General features: G+C 31.5%; 19 protein-coding genes, 1 pseudogene and 1 riboswitch. Of the genes and pseudogenes, 17 read left to right on the top strand and 3 right to left on the bottom strand.

What is annotated here, in order from left to right; all coding sequences use genetic code 11:
• The first annotated feature begins 14 nt into the window (after positions 1-14).
• From rfbD to HZR23_RS13815, 8 genes are all read left to right on the top strand, one after another.
• Positions 15-839 (top strand): dTDP-4-dehydrorhamnose reductase, encoded by an 825-nt coding sequence (gene rfbD / locus HZR23_RS13850; protein ID WP_132849551.1) that lies wholly within the window; start codon positions 15-17, stop codon positions 837-839.
• 144 nt (positions 840-983) lie between these two features.
• Complete coding sequence (locus HZR23_RS13845; protein ID WP_132849550.1) at positions 984-1,430, top strand: RrF2 family transcriptional regulator; 447 nt, start codon at positions 984-986, stop codon at positions 1,428-1,430.
• A gap of 26 nt (positions 1,431-1,456) precedes the next feature.
• A complete protein-coding gene (gene nifS / locus HZR23_RS13840) occupies positions 1,457-2,638 on the top strand; it encodes a cysteine desulfurase NifS (RefSeq protein ID WP_132849549.1) in 1,182 nt (393 codons plus the stop codon).
• 1 nt (position 2,639) lies between these two features.
• A complete protein-coding gene (nifU, locus tag HZR23_RS13835; RefSeq protein WP_132849548.1) occupies positions 2,640-3,095 on the top strand; it encodes a Fe-S cluster assembly scaffold protein NifU in 456 nt (151 codons plus the stop codon).
• Positions 3,096-3,173: 78 nt separating this feature from the next.
• Positions 3,174-3,740, top strand: a complete 567-nt coding sequence (locus tag HZR23_RS13830) for a PRC-barrel domain-containing protein (protein WP_165913772.1) — start codon at positions 3,174-3,176, stop codon at positions 3,738-3,740.
• A gap of 40 nt (positions 3,741-3,780) precedes the next feature.
• On the top strand, positions 3,781-3,939 hold the full coding sequence (locus tag HZR23_RS13825; RefSeq protein WP_165913771.1) for a hypothetical protein: 159 nt from the start codon (positions 3,781-3,783) through the stop codon (positions 3,937-3,939).
• A 138-nt stretch (positions 3,940-4,077) separates the two neighbouring features.
• On the top strand, positions 4,078-5,310 hold the full coding sequence (locus HZR23_RS13820; protein WP_243098281.1) for an AI-2E family transporter: 1,233 nt from the start codon (positions 4,078-4,080) through the stop codon (positions 5,308-5,310).
• A 66-nt stretch (positions 5,311-5,376) separates the two neighbouring features.
• A riboswitch (SAM riboswitch) is annotated at positions 5,377-5,477 on the top strand.
• 71 nt (positions 5,478-5,548) lie between these two features.
• Positions 5,549-6,703, top strand: a complete 1,155-nt coding sequence (locus HZR23_RS13815) for a trans-sulfuration enzyme family protein (RefSeq protein ID WP_132849546.1) — start codon at positions 5,549-5,551, stop codon at positions 6,701-6,703.
• A 118-nt stretch (positions 6,704-6,821) separates the two neighbouring features.
• Here the strand turns inward: HZR23_RS13815 and HZR23_RS17330 are convergent.
• From HZR23_RS17330 to HZR23_RS17320, 3 genes and pseudogenes are all read right to left on the bottom strand, one after another.
• Positions 6,822-7,138 (bottom strand): annotated as a pseudogene (locus HZR23_RS17330) (transposase).
• Between the two features lie 158 nt (positions 7,139-7,296).
• Entirely contained in the window at positions 7,297-7,821 is a 525-nt protein-coding gene (locus HZR23_RS17325; protein WP_249536695.1) for an IS110 family transposase, read from the bottom strand.
• 9 nt (positions 7,822-7,830) lie between these two features.
• Positions 7,831-7,983: a hypothetical protein gene (locus HZR23_RS17320; protein WP_249536694.1), complete on the bottom strand. Its 153-nt coding sequence runs from the start codon at positions 7,981-7,983 to the stop codon at positions 7,831-7,833.
• Between the two features lie 295 nt (positions 7,984-8,278).
• On the opposite strand from HZR23_RS17320, the gene HZR23_RS13805 reads away from it, so the two are divergent.
• From HZR23_RS13805 to HZR23_RS13765, 9 genes are all read left to right on the top strand, one after another.
• The gene (locus HZR23_RS13805) at positions 8,279-9,439 is read left to right on the top strand and encodes a trans-sulfuration enzyme family protein (protein ID WP_132849020.1); all 1,161 of its coding nucleotides are present in this window, start codon (positions 8,279-8,281) and stop codon (positions 9,437-9,439) included.
• Positions 9,440-9,598: 159 nt separating this feature from the next.
• Positions 9,599-12,235, top strand: coding sequence for an alanine--tRNA ligase (gene alaS, locus HZR23_RS13800; protein ID WP_132849021.1), 2,637 nt, complete (start codon positions 9,599-9,601; stop codon positions 12,233-12,235).
• 104 nt (positions 12,236-12,339) lie between these two features.
• Positions 12,340-12,942, top strand: a complete 603-nt coding sequence (locus tag HZR23_RS13795) for an IS607 family transposase (protein WP_132849022.1) — start codon at positions 12,340-12,342, stop codon at positions 12,940-12,942.
• On the top strand, positions 12,917-14,260 hold the full coding sequence (locus HZR23_RS13790) for an RNA-guided endonuclease InsQ/TnpB family protein (protein ID WP_132849023.1): 1,344 nt from the start codon (positions 12,917-12,919) through the stop codon (positions 14,258-14,260). The genes HZR23_RS13795 and HZR23_RS13790 overlap by 26 nt, the downstream gene beginning before the upstream one ends.
• A gap of 346 nt (positions 14,261-14,606) precedes the next feature.
• The gene (locus HZR23_RS13785) at positions 14,607-14,873 is read left to right on the top strand and encodes an IreB family regulatory phosphoprotein (RefSeq protein WP_132849024.1); all 267 of its coding nucleotides are present in this window, start codon (positions 14,607-14,609) and stop codon (positions 14,871-14,873) included.
• Positions 14,874-14,875: 2 nt separating this feature from the next.
• Complete coding sequence (locus tag HZR23_RS13780; RefSeq protein WP_132849025.1) at positions 14,876-17,047, top strand: hypothetical protein; 2,172 nt, start codon at positions 14,876-14,878, stop codon at positions 17,045-17,047.
• A 75-nt stretch (positions 17,048-17,122) separates the two neighbouring features.
• Positions 17,123-18,073, top strand: a complete 951-nt coding sequence (locus HZR23_RS13775; protein ID WP_132849026.1) for an aldo/keto reductase — start codon at positions 17,123-17,125, stop codon at positions 18,071-18,073.
• A 10-nt stretch (positions 18,074-18,083) separates the two neighbouring features.
• Entirely contained in the window at positions 18,084-18,497 is a 414-nt protein-coding gene (gene ruvX, locus HZR23_RS13770) for a Holliday junction resolvase RuvX (RefSeq protein WP_132849027.1), read from the top strand.
• An 81-nt stretch (positions 18,498-18,578) separates the two neighbouring features.
• Complete coding sequence (locus HZR23_RS13765; RefSeq protein ID WP_132849028.1) at positions 18,579-18,854, top strand: DUF1292 domain-containing protein; 276 nt, start codon at positions 18,579-18,581, stop codon at positions 18,852-18,854.
• Positions 18,855-18,962 lie beyond the last annotated feature (108 nt).

The raw sequence follows: 18,962 nt of genomic DNA, 5'->3' as shown, positions 1-18,962 counted from the left end.
TTGGGGGGGGAAGTATGAAAGTTTGTATATTGGGTGGATCTGGACAGTTGGGTAGAGAATTGAATATGAAATTGACGGAACATGATTTATACTCTTTTGATAAATTAGACTTAGATATAACAAATCCATACAGATGTTATGATGTTTTAAGCCGGATTAGGCCGGACTATATAATTAATACCGCAGCATATACAGATGTGGAGTCATGTGAAGTAAAAAAGGATTTAGCATATAGAACAAATACTTTAGGTGCAGGAAATATTGCAAAAATAAGTGAAGTGCTAAAAAGTAAATTAATATATATAAGCTCTGATTATGTTTTTGATGGTAAGAAGGGAAGTCCATATGATGAGACAGACAAACCAAGCCCAATCAATGTTTATGGTTTGACAAAATATAGAGGTGAAATTGAAGTTCAAAACAATACTGAAAGATACTATATAATTAGAACTTCATGGCTATTTGGAAATAGAGGTAAAAACTTTATAAATACTGTTTTAAATCTAAGTAGTGACAATACTATTTTAAAGGTAGTTAATGACCAAATAGGTTGTCCAACGTATACGGCTGATATTTCGCTGGCAATAAAGAGTTTGATTGAGAATGGTGATTATGGAACCTATCATTTAGTTAACGATGGCAGTTGTTCTTGGTACGACTTAGCAATAGAGATATGTAGGATTAAAAAGATAGATGCAACTATATTGCCTCTATCTACACAAGAAATTAATAAAAAGGCATCAATACCTAAAAACTCAAGCTTGAATAATAATTCACATATCAAATTGAGACATTGGACCGATGCTTTATATGAATACTTGACTAAAAAAGATAATTAGTTGTATTATATTATAGTGTTTAAAAGAAACAGGAGAAAAAATCTCTCTTGTTTTTGTTTTTTTTGAATGTTGACAAAAATAGTAGGGTATAATATACTTAGATTAATCCCAATCATTTTACTTGGAATTAAGGAGATGATTAAAATGAAGCTATCTACAAAGGGTAGATATGGATTAAAGGCAATGTTTCAATTATCAATTTTATACGGTGATGGACCAATTCCTTTAAAACTAATTGCTGAAAAACAAAACATACCTGACCAATACTTAGAGCAGTTAGTAGCAGCTTTAAGAAAAGAAGGGTATGTAAAAAGCGTCCGTGGAGCTCAAGGCGGTTATATGCTAGCTCTACCACCTGAAAAAATAACAGTAGGAGATATAATAAGAACTCTTGAAGGTCCAGTTGCACCTTCGGAATGTGTAATAGATGACGACACTAGTGTTTGTACTAGAAAGGACTGCTGTGTTACTAGAGTAGTTTGGGAAAAAATTAGAGATAGTATAAATAATGTTGTAGATTCTATTACTTTACAGGATATGTTAAACGATTATAACAGTTTAGCAAATAAAGATGATTATAATATTTTTTAATATACATAGTACTTACGTAAGGAGAGATGAAAATGAAAAAGGTTTACTTAGATTACTCTGCTACTACACCAATGAAAAAAGAAGTTATAGATGAAATGCTACCATACTTAACTGAACATTTTGGTAATCCATCAAGTATACATTCATTTGGTAGAGAGAGCAGAAAAGCAGTTGATAATGCAAGAGATCAAATAGCCAAAACTTTAGGGGCAAAATCAGATGAAATTTTCTTTACAGCTGGTGGTACAGAGTCTGATAACTGGGCTATTAAAGGTGTAGCTTATGCAATGAAAGGTAAAGGCAATCATATAATTACTACAAAAATTGAACACCATGCGGTACTTCATACTTGTGAAGAACTAGCCAAAGAAGGTTTTGAAATAACATATTTAAATGTAGATCAATATGGACTTATTAATCTAGAGGAATTAAAAAGTGCAATAAAAGAAAATACGATTTTAATTACAGTTATGTTTGCTAATAATGAAATTGGAACTATACAACCTATTAAAGAAATTGGTCAAATAGCTAAGGAAAAAGGCATTATTTTTCATACGGATGCAGTGCAAGCCTATGGAAATGTTCATATTAATGTAGATCAATTAGGTTTAAATTTAGTGTCTATTTCCTCTCATAAAATTTATGGACCTAAAGGAATTGGTGCCCTTTATATTAGAAGAGGTACTAAAATATTACCATTTATTCATGGTGGTGCACAGGAAAAGAAAAGAAGAGCTGGTACTGAGAATGTAGCTAGTATTGTAGGTTTCGGTAAAGCTGCAGAATTAGCCCATGAAAGTTTAGATGGACATATAAATCGTTTACTAGCTTTAAGAACTAAGCTTATGGATAATTTATTAAGCAAAATACCTTACTCTCAAGTTAACGGACATCCAACTAAAAGATTACCGGGGAATGTAAATATCTCCTTTGAATTCATAGAAGGTGAATCCTTATTATTAAGTTTAGATATGGTTGGTATTGCTGGTTCTAGTGGATCTGCCTGTACATCTGGTTCCTTAGATCCATCTCATGTTTTAATGGCAATTGGCTTAAGTCATGAAATAGCACATGGTTCTTTAAGATTAACTATCGGTGACTTTACGACGGATGAGGAAATTGAGTATGTCTTAGAAAAACTACCACCTATTGTTGATAGACTTAGACAAATGTCACCATTATATGAGAAAGTAAAAGGAGGAAAATAATATGTATACAGAAAAAGTAATGGATCATTTTACAAATCCTAGAAACGTTGGAGAAATAGAAAACGCTGATGCGGTTGGTCAAGTTGGTAATGCTAAATGTGGAGATATAATGAAAATATATCTAAAAATAGAGAATGATATTATAGTAGATGTAAAATTTAAAACCTTTGGATGTGGTTCAGCTATTGCAACTTCAAGTATGGCTACAGAGTTAATTAAAGGTAAGTCAGTAAAAGAAGCTTTAAGCTTAACAAATAAAGCTGTTGCTGAGGCTTTAGATGGTTTACCACCGGTTAAAATGCATTGCTCTGTTTTAGCTGAGCAGGCTGTAAAAGCAGCTATATATGATTATGCAAAAAGTAATAATTTACATTTTGAAGAGTTAGAAGGATTCGATCCTGATGAAGACCACGATCATCATCACGATATTGAAGACGAAGTAGAAAATTGTAACTAAAAATGCAGGCAATGCCTGCATTTTTTTTATTTAAAATCAAAAAATACAATGTAGACAGAATAATAAAGAGGGATGCTAATGATTATAAAAGGAAGTGAGCTACTAGGATTAGAACTTAAAAGCAAAAATAATCAATCCTTAGGATATACAGTAAATGATTTAGTAATTGCCAGTAAAGGCAATTATGTAATTGCACTATTGCTTAAGAATAACTATTTGAAAAAAGAGAGTAAAAAAAACTGTAAAATTCTATGCTTCAATAAAATAATTGAAATCAATAATTCTATTGTTACCTTAAATGATAAAAGTATCACAACATTTGAACAGAGGCCAGAGATTTACGAATTAGTTGAAAAACCAATAAAAATGATTGGCTTTGAGGTTTACTCAAATAATCAGGAGTTAATAGGTGTAGTTAAAGATATGATCTTAAATATTAATAATGGAAGAATCATGGGATTAGTATTAAGCGAGGGTCTTTTTGCGGATCTATACAATGGCTATTCAGTTCTACCTTTAGATAGTAATTTGGCTAAATATAATTATGATTGTAATAGGATAATTGTGAATGAATTAATTGAAGAACAAATATTTGATTATGGCGGAGGATTTAAAAATATATTTAGTATAGATAGTGATATTTGACGAAAAATATTATTAACTTTAAAAGAAAGGTGAGTGAAATATGAGAGGAATGTCTTCTAGAGTATTAACTGGTGGATTAATAGGCGCAGCTCTTGGTATGTATGCCATGTCACAAATGAGTCAAAAAGACAGAAGAAGAATGATGAAAAAGGGAAGAAAAATGTTATCCTCTGCAACTAGAGATATGAATTTCTTTTAATTAAAAGGCAGCTTAAAGGCTGCTTTTTAGATTAAAAGAATTTTTGCTGTTAGTATATATTAAAAAATGGGAAGGTTAATAATATAAAAATGAAAATTGTATATTATATTATAGAGAGATTGGAAGGAGGGGGATTACTTGTTCTTCGCTACAATAGAAACTTTTTCAAATAGTATAAGAAATATAACTAAACAAGGGTTTTTAGCGGACTTCTTTAGCTTTATTACACAAATAGTACTACTTTTACTTATTTGTGCACTACTTTACTATTTAATTCAAATTGGAAATAGATATATAGATAGGGATAGACGAGTTAATATAGGAAGAAAACAAGTATTTTATACAGTTGCAATTATTCTTTCTTTAATAGCAATTGTGTTTTTATTTAATATAAGAAATGTGATTTATGAAACTATTTCTCCATTTATATTTGCGATTATATTAGCCTATGTTTTAAATCCAGTAGTTCAATACTTAAATGATAAGGGTATTGGTAGGCTATGGGCAGTTTTATTGGTATATCTAGCAATAATATTAGTATTTATTATCTTATCGATAACTATAGTACCAAAGGTTAGTGAAGAAGTTAAAAGACTAATTGATGTTATGCCTAGATATAGCAATGGGGCTTATGATTATATAAATAATATTTACTCTAAATTTAATAGAAATGTTAATAATTTGCCACAGGAGCTAGATGACGTAAAAGAAATTTTAAGAATGAATATTAATCGTTTGCAAGGTATCGTGTTTGGTTTTTTTGCAACTGTTACTGATTCAGTAATACGATTTTTATCGAAAATAATAGGAGTAATTCTAATCCCAATCCTATCCTTTTATTTCCTAAAGGATAAGGATAAATTTAAAAAGTCATTAATTTTATTAATTCCAAAATCTATAAGAAAACAAACTATAAGTATAGCAAAGGATATTGACTGTATTTTAGTTAGTTTTATTAGGGGGCAGTTAACTGTAGCTTTATTTGTTGGGATTTTGACAACTATAGCTCTACTTATTCTAAGAGTAGAATTTGCTATTATAGTGGGTTTAATTGCAGGCATAGCAAATATTATACCTTATTTCGGACCAGTTATTGGTATAGTTCCTGGTGTTATTTTTGCACTAATGGATGGTCCTATGAAAGCCATTTGGGTTATAATAACCTTCACTATAATTCAACAAATCGAAAGCGGTATAATATCTCCTAAAATTGTAGGTGAGAGTGTTGGAATACACCCAGTGTTTATTATTTTAGCTTTAATTATAGGCGGAAAGTACTTAGGTGTTTTTGGTCTACTTATAGCAGTGCCAGTAGCAGCTATTATTAAGGTAGTATTTAAACACTTTGTTAGACTCATAGCCAGTCATTAAAAATATATTGACTAACTTGAATTAAACATATATAATTTTCATAATATTTAAAATTTTATAAAAAAACTCTTATTCAGAGTGGTGGAGGGAATAGGCCCTATGAAACCCAGCAACCAACACAAGTGTGTACGGTGCTAAATCCTACAGTGCAAACTGAAAGATAAGAGAGGTTAAAAACTCTACTATCCTAAGTAAGAGTTTTTTTATTACAAAAAACTTAAAAGGGTGGTGCTTTAATATGAAATTAGACATATTTACAAATTTAGTGCACGGTGATCTATCATTTGATGAAAGTACAGGGGCAATTAGTTATCCTATTTATCAAAGTGCAACATTTAAACATATAGGTTTAAATCAATCTACCGGATTCGATTATTCTAGGGAAAGTAATCCTACAAGACAAAAGCTTGAAAGTACTCTAGCTATTTTAGAAGGTGGGAAAGCTGCCTTTGCCTACTCCACAGGAATGGCTGCAATTGCAAATTTGTTTAATGTTTTTTCGTCAAATGACCATATTATAGTTTCAAATGATTTATATGGGGGAACATATAGAATATTCGAGGAGTTACTTTGTAAGCAATATGGATTACAATTTACTTATGTAGATACTAGCAACCTAAATGATATATATAATGCATATAAAGAAAATACTAAGGCTGTTTTCATTGAAACTCCAACAAACCCAATGATGAAAATATCTGATATTAAAGAGATATCAAAATTTACGAAAGAAAAAAATATTTTATTAATTGTAGATAATACTTTTTTAACCCCGTATTTTCAAAGACCACTAGATTTAGGAGCAGATGTTGTTGTTCATAGTGGGACAAAGTTTCTAGGAGGACATAATGACGTATTAGCAGGTGCAATTATACTTAAGGAAAATGATGAATTAGCTGAAAGAATTAAGCTAATTCAAAAGACCGTTGGGGCAGTACTAGCACCCTTTGACAGTTGGTTACTTTTAAGAGGAATTAAGACTTTAGGTATAAGGATGGAAAAACAACAGGAAAATGCCTTTAAAATTGTAGAATGGCTTAAACAAAATAAAAATGTAGAGGAAGTATTCTACCCGGGAATACCTGACCATGTTGGCCATGATATATGTAAAAGCCAATCTTCTGGGTTTGGTTCTATGCTTTCTTTCTCTGTAAAGGATGTAAGTTTAGTAAAAACCATATTAGAAGGGGTTAAAATAATTTCCTTTGCTGAAAGCTTAGGTGGTGTAGAGAGCTTAATTACCTATCCGATGGTTCAGACTCATAGTGCTATACCTAAGGACATTTTAGATGCTATTGGAGTTAATGACAAATTATTAAGACTATCAGTTGGTATAGAGTGTGCAGAGGATTTAATAAAAGATTTAGAAAGGGCAATGAGACTAACTATATGAAGTCAAGAAAAATTTCGTATTTAAAGAAGTCATGAAGAAAATAATTTTAAAGACATCTATTACAAAAAAATGCATGACAAACAGAGCAACTCAGTTGCTCTGAAAAAAATAGATTAAATTAGACTTGTGGAACAAATGCAGTATTGTTTTTTAGGAGGTAGTAAATTACCCTAATTAACTTTTTACCGACATGGCATCTGGCAACATTGAAGTGTTTGCCTTCAGAACGCTTTTTGACCATATAATCACTAAAGACTTTATCGCGCATAGCAACAAGTCTAGATGCTTGCATAATAGCCCACCTAAGGTATGTAGAGCCTCTCTTAACCATTGGAGTTTTAGATGCATTGTAAGTCCCAGATTGGTAAGTAGAAGGATCCATACCTGCAAATGCAAGAAGTTTAGTGGGTTGGAGAAACGATCAATATGACCAATTTCAGCTAATATAATGGCAGCTAGAGTATATCCAATGCCAGGAATAGTAATGAGTGGGGTATTGAGTTCTTGTACGACTAATTTAATTTGATTATCTAATGCATCTATTTCTGTTTGTACAGATTGTATGAGGCGAATAGTTTGTTGTAATTCGAAGGTCAGAGAGAGCGATTGCTTGACCCAATAGATTTGATAGCAAGCTCTTTTAAAGCAATTGCTTTCTCTTTGCTATATTTACCTTTAGAGGTCATTCTTATTAGGTTTGTCAACTTTGTCAGATTGCAGTTGTAAATACTATCGGGGGTTGGTAATTCAATTAATAATGCATAGCCGGAACTTTGGTGTATAGACCAAAATAAGCTTGGCAATTCAGGAAAAATGATATCTATTAAGCGACTAACTGAAAGTTTAAGTCTAGAACGGTAACTAACCATTCTATGACGGTGTCTTGTTAGTGACTTTAGCTCCTGAATCTGATATGATACTGGTGAATAGGATTTAGATTCATCAGTAAAGAGCATAGTTGCAATGACCTTAGCGTCGGTCTTATCTGTTTTAGTTTTCCTAAGGGTTTGAGCCTTACGGAAAAGATTAGTAGCCAATGGATTTAGGATGGTGACCTGAAAGCCTTTGGAATACAGATAATTTGTGATATTTGTCTTTGTAATGACCTGTTGATTCAAGTCCTATTTTTACGTTGTTAATACTCTTGGAGTAAGAGCAGAAAGGATAGAAGAATATAGGGTATCAAAACCTTCCTTAGAATTAGAAATACGTAAAGAATTAGTATGAATAACACCATCAGAGTCTAAGATACAAAGAATCGTGTTTAGCTTTGGCAACATCAATGCCCACAAATAACATAGTAATCAACTCCTTAAATATAGTACGCTATGTTTCCACAAACCCTATGTTAAATGTATCCTTGCTATATATAAAACGTCAAAGCGTTATCTAACTAATTAACAAATGAACATAGAGCTGTGGTTATAGCCTCAAAAGAAACAGTCGGCTGTATAGGGACAGCTGCCGTAGGTGAACAAACTAATCCACAGCGCCTATAAAGATTATATAGAAAATAATCTAGAAAGGAAAATGTATAATGACTTCCCCTATGTTTTCATTATACAAGGTGATTATATGAAATTTGGTACGAAATTAATATGTAATAGTGGTAGTAAGGACCCTCATACGGGGGCCTTGAGTCTACCAATATATCAAGCTTCTACTTTTCATCAAGAAGATGTAGATAATATGGGTGAATTCGATTATTCTAGATCTGGCAACCCAACAAGGAAAGGTCTAGAGGAAACAATAGCTTTACTAGAGGGTGGAACCTATGGATATGCCTTTGCCTCAGGTATGGCTGCTATTTCGTCAGTTCTGTTAACCTTTGCAGCAGGAGACCACCTCTTAGTTTGTAAAGATATTTATGGTGGAACCTATAGGGCATGTACTACTCAATTAAAAGATCACGGTATCGAAGCAACCTTTGTTGATACTGAAAACCTTGAAGAAATTAGAAAAAATATAAAAACAAATACAAAAGGCTTATATCTAGAAACACCATCTAATCCTCTACTTAAAATTACAGATTTAAAAGGTGCAATTAACATTGCAAAGGAATTTAATCTCATAACAATGGTGGACAATTCATTTTTATCTCCATATTTACAAAGACCCTTAGAATTAGGGGCTGATATAGTAATTCACAGTGCTACGAAATTTATAGGTGGGCATAGTGATGTTATAGGTGGACTAGTAGTTGTAAATGAAAGAAGTTTGGCTAAGAAAATTTATAGGATACAAAATACTGTCGGTGCCGTACTAGGACCTCAGGATAGTTGGCTTCTTTTAAGAGGTCTAAAAACATTAAAAGTACGTATGGACTATCAGCAAAGTAGTGCTGATAAGTTAGCTAGATGGTTATCCGATCATAAGGCTGTAACTGAGGTATTCTACACTGGACTAGAAAGTCACCCTAATAGAGATATACACTATTCCCAGGCATCCGGGGCTGGGGCTGTATTATCCTTTAAAATGGAATCAGAAAGCTTTACTAAGGCATTTCTTAAGGAACTTACTCTGCCAGCTGTAGCTGTGAGCTTAGGTGGAATAGAAACTATAGTATCCTATCCTGTTAAGATGTCCCACGCGTCGATTCCTGAGGCGGAAAGGTTAAAATTAGGCGTAACTAGTAATCTAGTAAGGGTATCTTTGGGATTAGAAGATATAGAGGATATTATAGAAGATTTTAATAATGCATTTAATAAGGCTTACGAAATAATAAGTAAAAAATAGACAAATAATTTATTTAATCCTAACTAATAGCTATATATTGACAAAATATAGGTTATTCTATATAATGCAAATAAATTGAATGAAAATTTTGTACTCTCTGCCAGCAAAACTGGCCTGAGGGTTTTTGTCTGTTTAAAAATTAGCTAGGAGGCTACAAGCATGGAGAAAAAAGGATTAAATGAAATTAGAAAACTATTTTTGGACTTTTTCGAATCAAAAGGGCACTTAGTAGAACAGAGTTTTCCATTAGTACCATTAAACGATAAGAGTTTACTATTAATAAACTCTGGTATGGCACCACTCAAAGCATATTTTGCAGGTACTGAAGTACCACCAAGAAAAAGAATGGCTACTTGTCAAAAATGTATAAGAACAGGTGATATTGAAAACGTTGGAAAAACTGCAAGACATGCTACTTTCTTTGAAATGCTTGGAAACTTTTCATTTGGAGACTATTTTAAAATTGAGTCTTTACAATGGGGATGGGAATTTGTTACTAAGCACCTAGAAATGCCTATTGATAAACTTTGGGCAACAATTTATGAGGATGACAATGACGCTTACGATATTTGGGTTAATACTATAGGACTTTCCCCAGATAGAGTTGTTAGACTAGGAAAAAAAGATAACTTCTGGGAAATCGGTGTTGGACCATGTGGACCATGTTCTGAAATATATTTTGATCGTGGAGAAGTTTACGGTTGTAATGATCCTAACTGTAAGCCGGGCTGTGACTGTGATAGATATGTAGAGTTTTGGAACCACGTATTTACTCAATTTGATAGAGATGAGGAAGGTAACTACAATCCACTTCCTAATCCAAATATAGATACTGGTGCAGGATTAGAAAGAGTTGCTTGTATTATGCAAGGAGTAGATTCTATTTTTGAAATAGATACTATGAAGCATATACTACATACTGTATGCGAAAATATAAATAAAAAATATAACGAGGATAGCCAAACGGATATATCTATACGTATAATAACTGACCATATAAGATCAATTACTTTTATGATTAGTGATGGTATATTACCAAGTAATGAAGGTAGAGGCTATGTTTTAAGAAGACTACTTAGAAGAGCAGCTAGACATGGTATTTTATTAGGAAAAGCAGATAGCTTCCTTTACAAAGTATTAGAAGCCGTAGTAGCAATGTATGGTGATTCTTACACAGAGCTTAAGGAGAAAAAAGATTATATTAGAAAAGTTATTCAAGTTGAAGAAGAGCGTTTCCAAGAGACTATTCATGTTGGTCTTGAAATCTTAAATGGTTATATAAATGATATGGAAAGTAATAATGAGAAGGTTCTAAAAGGTGAGTATGCATTTAAGCTTTATGATACCTATGGTTTCCCAATTGATTTAACTAAGGAAATTTTAGAGGAAAAGGGTTTAATTGTTGATGAAGAAGAGTTTAACTTAGAAATGAATAAACAAAGAGAAAGAGCTAGAAATGCAAGACTTGGAGAGGATATTGAAGGATGGAAGGAAGATATTTTCTCATCCTTAAGCAAGGATGTAAAAACAAGTTTCCAAGGATATGAAGAATTAGTGCTTTCATCGAAAGTATTAAGTATTGTTAAAGGTAATGAAGTTGTATCTAGTGCTACAAAAGGTGATGAAATTGTTGTAATACTTGAAGAAACTACTTTCTATGCTGAAAGTGGTGGACAAGTTGGTGACTTAGGATATTTAGCTAATGAGTTTTTTAAAGGACTAGTTAAAGGAACGAAAAAAGGACCAAATAATCAAATCCACCATGTAGTTGTTGTAGAAGAAGGTACTATTGAAATTGGCAATATTGTAGAGTGCCAAGTAGACAAGTTAAATAGATATAACACAGCAAAAAATCATACTGCTACTCATTTACTGCATAGAGTCCTTAAAGAAGTAGTTGGAGAGCATGTACAACAGGCTGGTTCTTTAGTTTCACCTGATAAGTTAAGATTCGACTTTACTCATTTTGAAGGTGTAAGTAAAGAACAATTAAATGAAATTGAAAGAGCAATAAATGAAAAAATACTTTTAAATTTAGATGTTGAAGTTTTTGAAGCATCTTTAAAAGAAGCACAAACTTTAGGTGCGGAAGCATTATTCGGCGAAAAGTATGGTGAAAGAGTTAGGGTTGTAAAGATAGCAGATGAGAGTATTGAGCTTTGTGGTGGTACTCATGTTGGTAACATTAGTGAAATCGGTATTTTTGTAATAACTAGTGAAAGTGGAGTTGCTTCTGGGGTTAGAAGAATTGAGGCTATCACTGGGATAGAGGCATATAACTATCTTAAAGACCAACAAAGTACAATTAAACATGTTACTGAAATATTAAAAACGAATCCAAGTAATATTATTTCTAGATTAGAAATACTATTAAATGAGTTTAAAGAGAGAGAACGTGAAATTTCTAAATTAAAAGGACAGCTTTCTCTTGGGGCAGTAGACGAGCTACTAGCAAAGGTTCAGGTTATAAATGGAGTAAGCACATTAGTTGAACAAGTTGATGCTAGTTCAATGGATGACTTAAGAAAGCTTGGAGACTCATTAAAAGATAAGCTTCAATCCGGTGTATTATTACTAGCTGCTGAAAGTGATGATAAAGTAAATTTTGTTGCTATAGTAACAAAAGATATTGTTGAAAAAGGAGTACACGCTGGTAATTTAGTTAAAGAGGCTGCAAGCATCACAGGTGGTGGTGGCGGTGGCCGACCAGATATGGCTCAAGCAGGTGGAAAGAATAAAGAGAAAATTGGAGATGCTCTTAAAACAATAAGAGATACCCTTAATTCAAAACTATAAAAAATGGGGTAAGAAAACAGCATAAATAATTTTATAAAAACTTACACAAATATATTGATAATGTGTAAGTTTTTGTGTTATACATGCATAGGAGGTGAAAACAAATGCTAACTATAAAAGAAGCAAGTGAATTTTTAGGTGTTTCTGCTGAAACACTAAGACGTTGGGAAAAGGCCGGCAAAATAACTTCTCACAGAACAGAAGGTAGCCATAGGCGTTATGACAAAAATGATTTAATAAGACTAAAGTCTTTTGATTCTAAGTCAAAAAAGCTAACTATTGGCTATTGTAGGGTTTCGTCATCAGATCAAAAAGATGACTTAAAAAGACAAATAGATAATGTGTCTAACTACTGCATAGCGAAAGGTTATAGTTTTAGAATAATTGATGATTTAGGAAGTGGCTTAAATTACAATAAAAAAGGCCTTAAACAACTAATAGAGCTAATCTCAGCTAACGAAATTGAGCGTATCGTTATAAATTACAAAGACAGATTGTTAAGGTTTGGCTATGAGTTAATTGAGCAATTATGCTTAATTCATGGGGTAGAGATAGAAATAATTAATCATACTGAGGATAAAACTTATGAGCAGGAGTTAGTTGAGGATGTATTATCTGTAATTACTGTATTTTCTGCAAAATTATACGGAAGTAGAAGTTATAAAATCAAAAAAATAAAAGATGAAAGCGAAAAATTATTTAAATAATAATGCTTTAATTTCAATAAAAGGAGGTGAAAATGTGCTATATAATGAAAAAATAGAGGTGTTTTTCTCAAAGGAAGATAGTTTAATACTAGATGGTCAAAGTAAAATATGTAACTGGCTGTATAATCAATTACTTCAAGCTACTAAAGATGATTACGAAAATGGAAATAGTCTTAAGCTATTAAGCGGTAGAAACCTAAGGAACTATTCAACTAAAATGAAGGATGTTAACAAGTTTTTATATAGTGTCCATTCGTCACCACTTAAAAACACAGCTTTAAGGCTTAAAGATGCTTATGAAAGATTTTTTAAAGGCCAAAATGAATACCCTAAATTTAGAAGTTGGAAGAAGTATTGGTTTTCTCTATATTATGACGAGCCAAATAAAGGTTTTAAGGTAGACGGTCAAAGTTTAAAAATATCTTTAGGAAAGGCTGTTGTTTTCGATAAAAAAGGTAAAGAAAAAGGCAAACAAGTATCTGTAACTGGGGAACTTAAAGAATCTTTAGTTTTGCCAAAGGGCGCTAAAATCAAGACTTTTAGACTTTGTAAGCAGCAAGGCGATAGATTTTATGCCATCTTTACAATTGAAGCAATAGAACCTAATAAAAAAGAAGAAAAGTCATGGATAGCGATAGACCAAAACCATAAAAATTTCTTCGTAGCAATTGATAATACTGGTAGAACCTTTGAATTTCTAAAACTTTATCAAACGAAATACTGGGACGAAAAGATAGACTTACTTAAATCAAAGAGAGATTTATGCCTTAAAAAAGCAAAAGAACATACAACAATTCATGGAAACAAATATTACACATCATCAAAGAGATATCATAGAATCAATAAGGCTTTAAATAAAGCCTACAATACAAGACGAGAACAAATTAAGTCAATAATGTATCAGATAGCACATTTTATAGCCAAAAATTATGATCATGTAATAATAGGCAACTATGTTCCATCTAAAAACACAGCTAAATACAAAACTATGCATAGAAGTATGCTTAATCAAGCGCATATTGGGGAATTTAGAAAAATACTGGAGTGGGTTATGCTAAAGAGTGGAAAACATTTTTCTTTAGTTGATGAAAAAGACACTACCAAAATTTGCTCTATGTGTGGCCATAAAGAAAAGAAACCGCCTAATATAAGAGAATTTACTTGTTCAAATTGCGACACTTTTATGTTAAGGGATGTTAATAGTGCTGTTAATATGGCAAATAAAGTTTCATTAACGCCTATGTCTTTTGATAATATAGACAAAATTAATAAAGTAGGTGTGTTTAATTTTAAAAGATATAGCCTTATGGTTGTATAAAAAAGTTTCACCCATTGTCTGACTCGGACTATCTAATATATAGCTTAATCGTACTACTAGATATACTATTAGAACTAGGTTTGCTAAATAGCCATTAGCCCCTAGCACTCGGTAGGCAGTATAGCTAGAAATAGCTTTACTGACGAATTAAATTCTAAGCATGGTGCTTTAGAAGCAAAGTGTATTGGCGAATTTATTTGAGTGGATTTTTTGTCTAACTTTAAATAAGTTTAGATATGTTTTGTAGAGCGGCATGATTTTTCATGCTCTTTTCATTTTATATGATAGAGATAATTTCAACCTTGTGATAAAATAAGTATAAAAATAGAAGAAAGGGGAAATACATATGTCTAATAAGTTTAATGATACAATGAAATTTAGCGTTGATATGGACAAGGATAAAAAGGTACAAGAAATTATTTTAGAAGTTTACGCTGCTTTAGAAGAAAAGGGCTATAATTCTATAAATCAAATTATTGGATACATTTTATCTGGGGATCCTACATATATTACTAGTTATAACAATGCAAGAAGTGTTATACGAAAGATTGAAAGAGATGAATTATTAGAGGAGTTAATTAAGTATTATTTAGAAAATCATAGGAGAGAATAATTTTGAATAAAGCCTGTAAATGTCTATGCACAATTATTGTCGCTGTAATAGTTATTACGTCTATTCTTCTTAGTTTTAAATTAGATTCTTATGCTATAAATAATAAGTTTATATTAGTTTTAGTTAATCGCACTCATTTTGATGATATTGCTAATTTACCTAATATTAGAGCTTTAATTGACAATGGGTCAATTGGTCTAATGAATACAAGAGGTCCTGGGGCTCAGCACGAAACTAAATCCTATGCCACTATTGGCTGGGGAGTAAGAGCTGAAGCCGATAGTACCTCTTCAATATTTCATAAAGTTAATGACGAAAATAAGTTAATTTATGAAAGAAGAACAGGTAATGTTATTGGGGAAGGAATTATTAATTTAGATATAAATAGCTTAATTGATTTAAATAAAGAAGGGGAATATGGGGCTACACCTGGTATACTTGGCGATCTTTTAGACAAAGAGGGCTTAAAATCAGTACTAATTGGTAACAGCAATACGGATGCTACTGATTACAATCCAGCAGGACTTATTCTTATGAATAATAAAGGATATATAACTTATGGTGAAATTGATAATGTTATTGAAAAAGATCCTTTAAGTTCCTTTGGTATTAGAACTAATTATGAAGAAGTATTAAAAATATTTAAAAGCTATTATGAAAGCTCTGATTTAATTGTAATAGAGACAGGGGATATAAATAGGTTAGAAAAGTATAAGGAAAATCTAAATAATGTGATGTATCTATATCATAAAAGTAAGATACTTAACGAAGTAGATAGCTTTATAGGAAACCTAGTAAATGAGATTGATTTTAAAAAATCTCAACTTATGATTATAACTCCATTTCCAGCTGAAGAAAAATTTTCTTTAGGTGATAGATTAACACCGGTAATATATTATGGAGCTAATATAGATCCAGGTGTCCTATATTCCAGTACAACAAGAAGAAATGGCATTGTAGGGAATGTGGATATAGGGCCTACGATTTTAAATTCCTTCAATGTAGAACCCAGTCGTATGGTTGGAAATCCAATAGATACTGTAAGCTTAAAAAATAATTATAATTATTTAATAGATTTAAATAGTAAATTGTTATCCACCTCTATACATAGATATAGGGTTTTATATACCTATGCAGTATTACAAATGCTAATTTCAGTTATAACAGTTGTGGCAATTTTGCTAAAAAATAAATTTAAATTAAATTCGATAAATAAATGGCTTGCATATGCATTACTATGTGCTCTTGTTTTCCCATTTACACTTTTGATTTTATCCTTATTTGGACCGATGGGTATAGTAAGTTTGTATACAGTGATAATATTTTTGACTATCTTAATAGTTTTAATATGCTGTGCACTTGCAAAGTGTGAGCCATTAAAATATGTAATTTACATTACTGGTACTGTTATGACAGCTCTGGTTATAGATTTAGTTTTAGGACAGCCCTTAATAAAAGGTTCGATTTTTGGATACGATCCGATTATAGGAGCTAGATACTATGGTTTAGGCAACGAGTATATGGGCATATTGATAGGTGCTACATTAATATTTACTGCTAGTTTGTTAGACTACTATAGATTTAACTACAAATATATAACTCCAATATTTATTATTGTTTTACTTGCTATAGGATTTCCTATATGGGGAGCCAATGTTGGAGGTACAATTACTGCTTCAGCTGTATTTATATTTGCGGTTATGCGATTTTCAAAGAAAAAAATCGGTGTTAAAAAAGTGTTATTTATTTTGTTTTCTGTAGTAACGATACTATCGATTATCGCATTATTTGATATATTTGTATCACAAAATAAATCTCATTTAGCTAAGGCTTTAGGTCAAATAGCGGATAATGGACCAATTGTTATTTTTCAAATTATTAAAAGAAAGATTACGATGAATTTAAGAATAATGAGTGTAACAGTTTGGAGTAGAGTATTATTAATAGCAATGGTTATATTAGCGGTTATATTCTATCATCCAATCGGGATATTTAAAAAATTAGCAAATGAATATCCTAATATAACTATAGGTCTAGGCAGTATTGTACTAGGATCAAAGGTTGCATTTTTAGTAAATGATTCGGGAATAGTCGCTGCTGCAACTATAATGATGTTCCTTACTACTACAATTCTTTATTTAATTATAAGTGATAGTAAGAAATTTGTTAATTAATTTACTATAATAACGTTATGTAAAGTTGGTAGCTGAGTTAACACTCAGCTATATTTAGGTTGAGGTGAACAAATTTTGGAAAGATATGCTTTAGGTAATTCAGGAATAAATGTTTCAAAGCTATGTTTTGGAAGCTTAACAATGGGTCCATTACAAGTTAATATGTCACCTGAGGAAGGTGGAAAGCTTTTAATACATGGCTATGAAAAAGGAATAAACTTCGTAGATACGGCTGAGCTTTATGGTACATATGAGCATATTAAGTATGCCTTAAAGGAAATTAAAAGAGAAGAATATGTAATCGCAACTAAATCCTATTCTTATGACTATAATACGGCTGAAAAAAGTTTATCTAAAGCTTTAAAAGAAATGAATACGGACTATATTGATATTTTCTTACTTCATGAACAGGAAAGTGAACATACTTTAAGGGGACATGTAGAGGCTTTTGAATACTTTCTAAAAATGAAAGAAAAAGGCTATATTCGAGCTTTAGGCATATCATCACATACTATTGCAGCAGTTAAAGCATCATTAAAAATTAAAGAAATAGAAATATTGCACCCAATTGTTAATATGTCAGGCTTAGGAATACAAGATGGCACAATAGAAAGTATGATTAGTGTGCTCAATGAAGGATATAATATGGGTAAAGGAATATATGGCATGAAGCCTTTAGGTGGAGGTCATTTAATAAAAAAGTTTAAAGAGTCCTTTGGCTTTATTTTGGCACAAAAGTATTTGCATTCAATTGCAATTGGAATGCAATCTATGGAAGAAATTGATGTAAATGTTAATATTGTTAACAATAGGTCAGTAGATAGTGATATAATGATTAGGTTAATGCAAAAGACAAGGAAATTAATTATTCATGATTGGTGCGAGCAATGTGGAAATTGTATTAAAGCATGTAGACATGGTGCATTAATTATAGAAGAAGACGAATTAAAAGTAGACCATAATAAATGTGTTCTTTGTGGATATTGCTCTAAATATTGTCCGCAGTTCTGTTTAAAGGTAATTTAGGAGGGTATAAATGGGAAGGAAAATGGGTTTAGACGTTGGAGATAAGACAATTGGAGTAGCTTTAAGTGATTTACTTGGCTGGACAGCTCAAGGATTAAAAACGATATTTAGGAAAAATAAGAAAGAGGATTTTAAAGAGTTAGAGGAAATAATAAATAGTAATGATGTAGATACAATAGTTGTAGGATTACCGAAAAATATGAACGGTACTATTGGACCTCAGGGTGAAAAGGTTTTAGAATTTTGTGAGGAGCTTAAGATAAAATTTAATATTAAGGTTGAGCTTTGGGATGAAAGATTAAGTACTGTGGCTGCAGAAAGATCTCTAATTAGCGCAGATGTAAGTAGAAAGAAAAGGAAACAAGTAATAGATAAAATGGCAGCTGTATATATATTACAGGGTTTTTTAGATAGAAAAATATAATTATATTTACAAAAATAGTGTTTTTTAGTTTATTTTAGTATATAATACAACTAAGTTTATATTGAAAGGAGTTTTAATAACATGGAAGAAAGAGAAGATATAGTAACCCTAGTAGATGAAGATGGGGTAGAGCAGGATTTTGAAGTAATAATGACTTTAGAAGTTTCAGAACAAGAGTATGCAATTCTACTTCCAGTAGGTGCTGATGAAGATGAAGATGCTTATATATTTAAAGTAGTTGAAGATGAGCAAGGTGAATTCACTTTAGAAGCTATCGAAAACGATGAAGAATATGATAATGTTGTAGCTGCATATGAAACAATTCTTGACGAAATGGACGAAGCTGAGGAAGAATAATAATCTTTATATATGATTGATGGACATTTATGTCCATCTTTTATATTATTAATTAATAATTGTTGACAAATGGCTATATTATGCTATACTTTAAGTGAAAAGTTATTT

The organism is Serpentinicella alkaliphila (genome assembly GCF_018141405.1).
Taxonomy (GTDB): Bacteria; Bacillota; Clostridia; order Peptostreptococcales; family Natronincolaceae; genus Serpentinicella; species Serpentinicella alkaliphila.
Note: the sequence above shows the minus strand (reverse complement) of the source record. Positions and strands in the feature narration are given on the sequence as shown.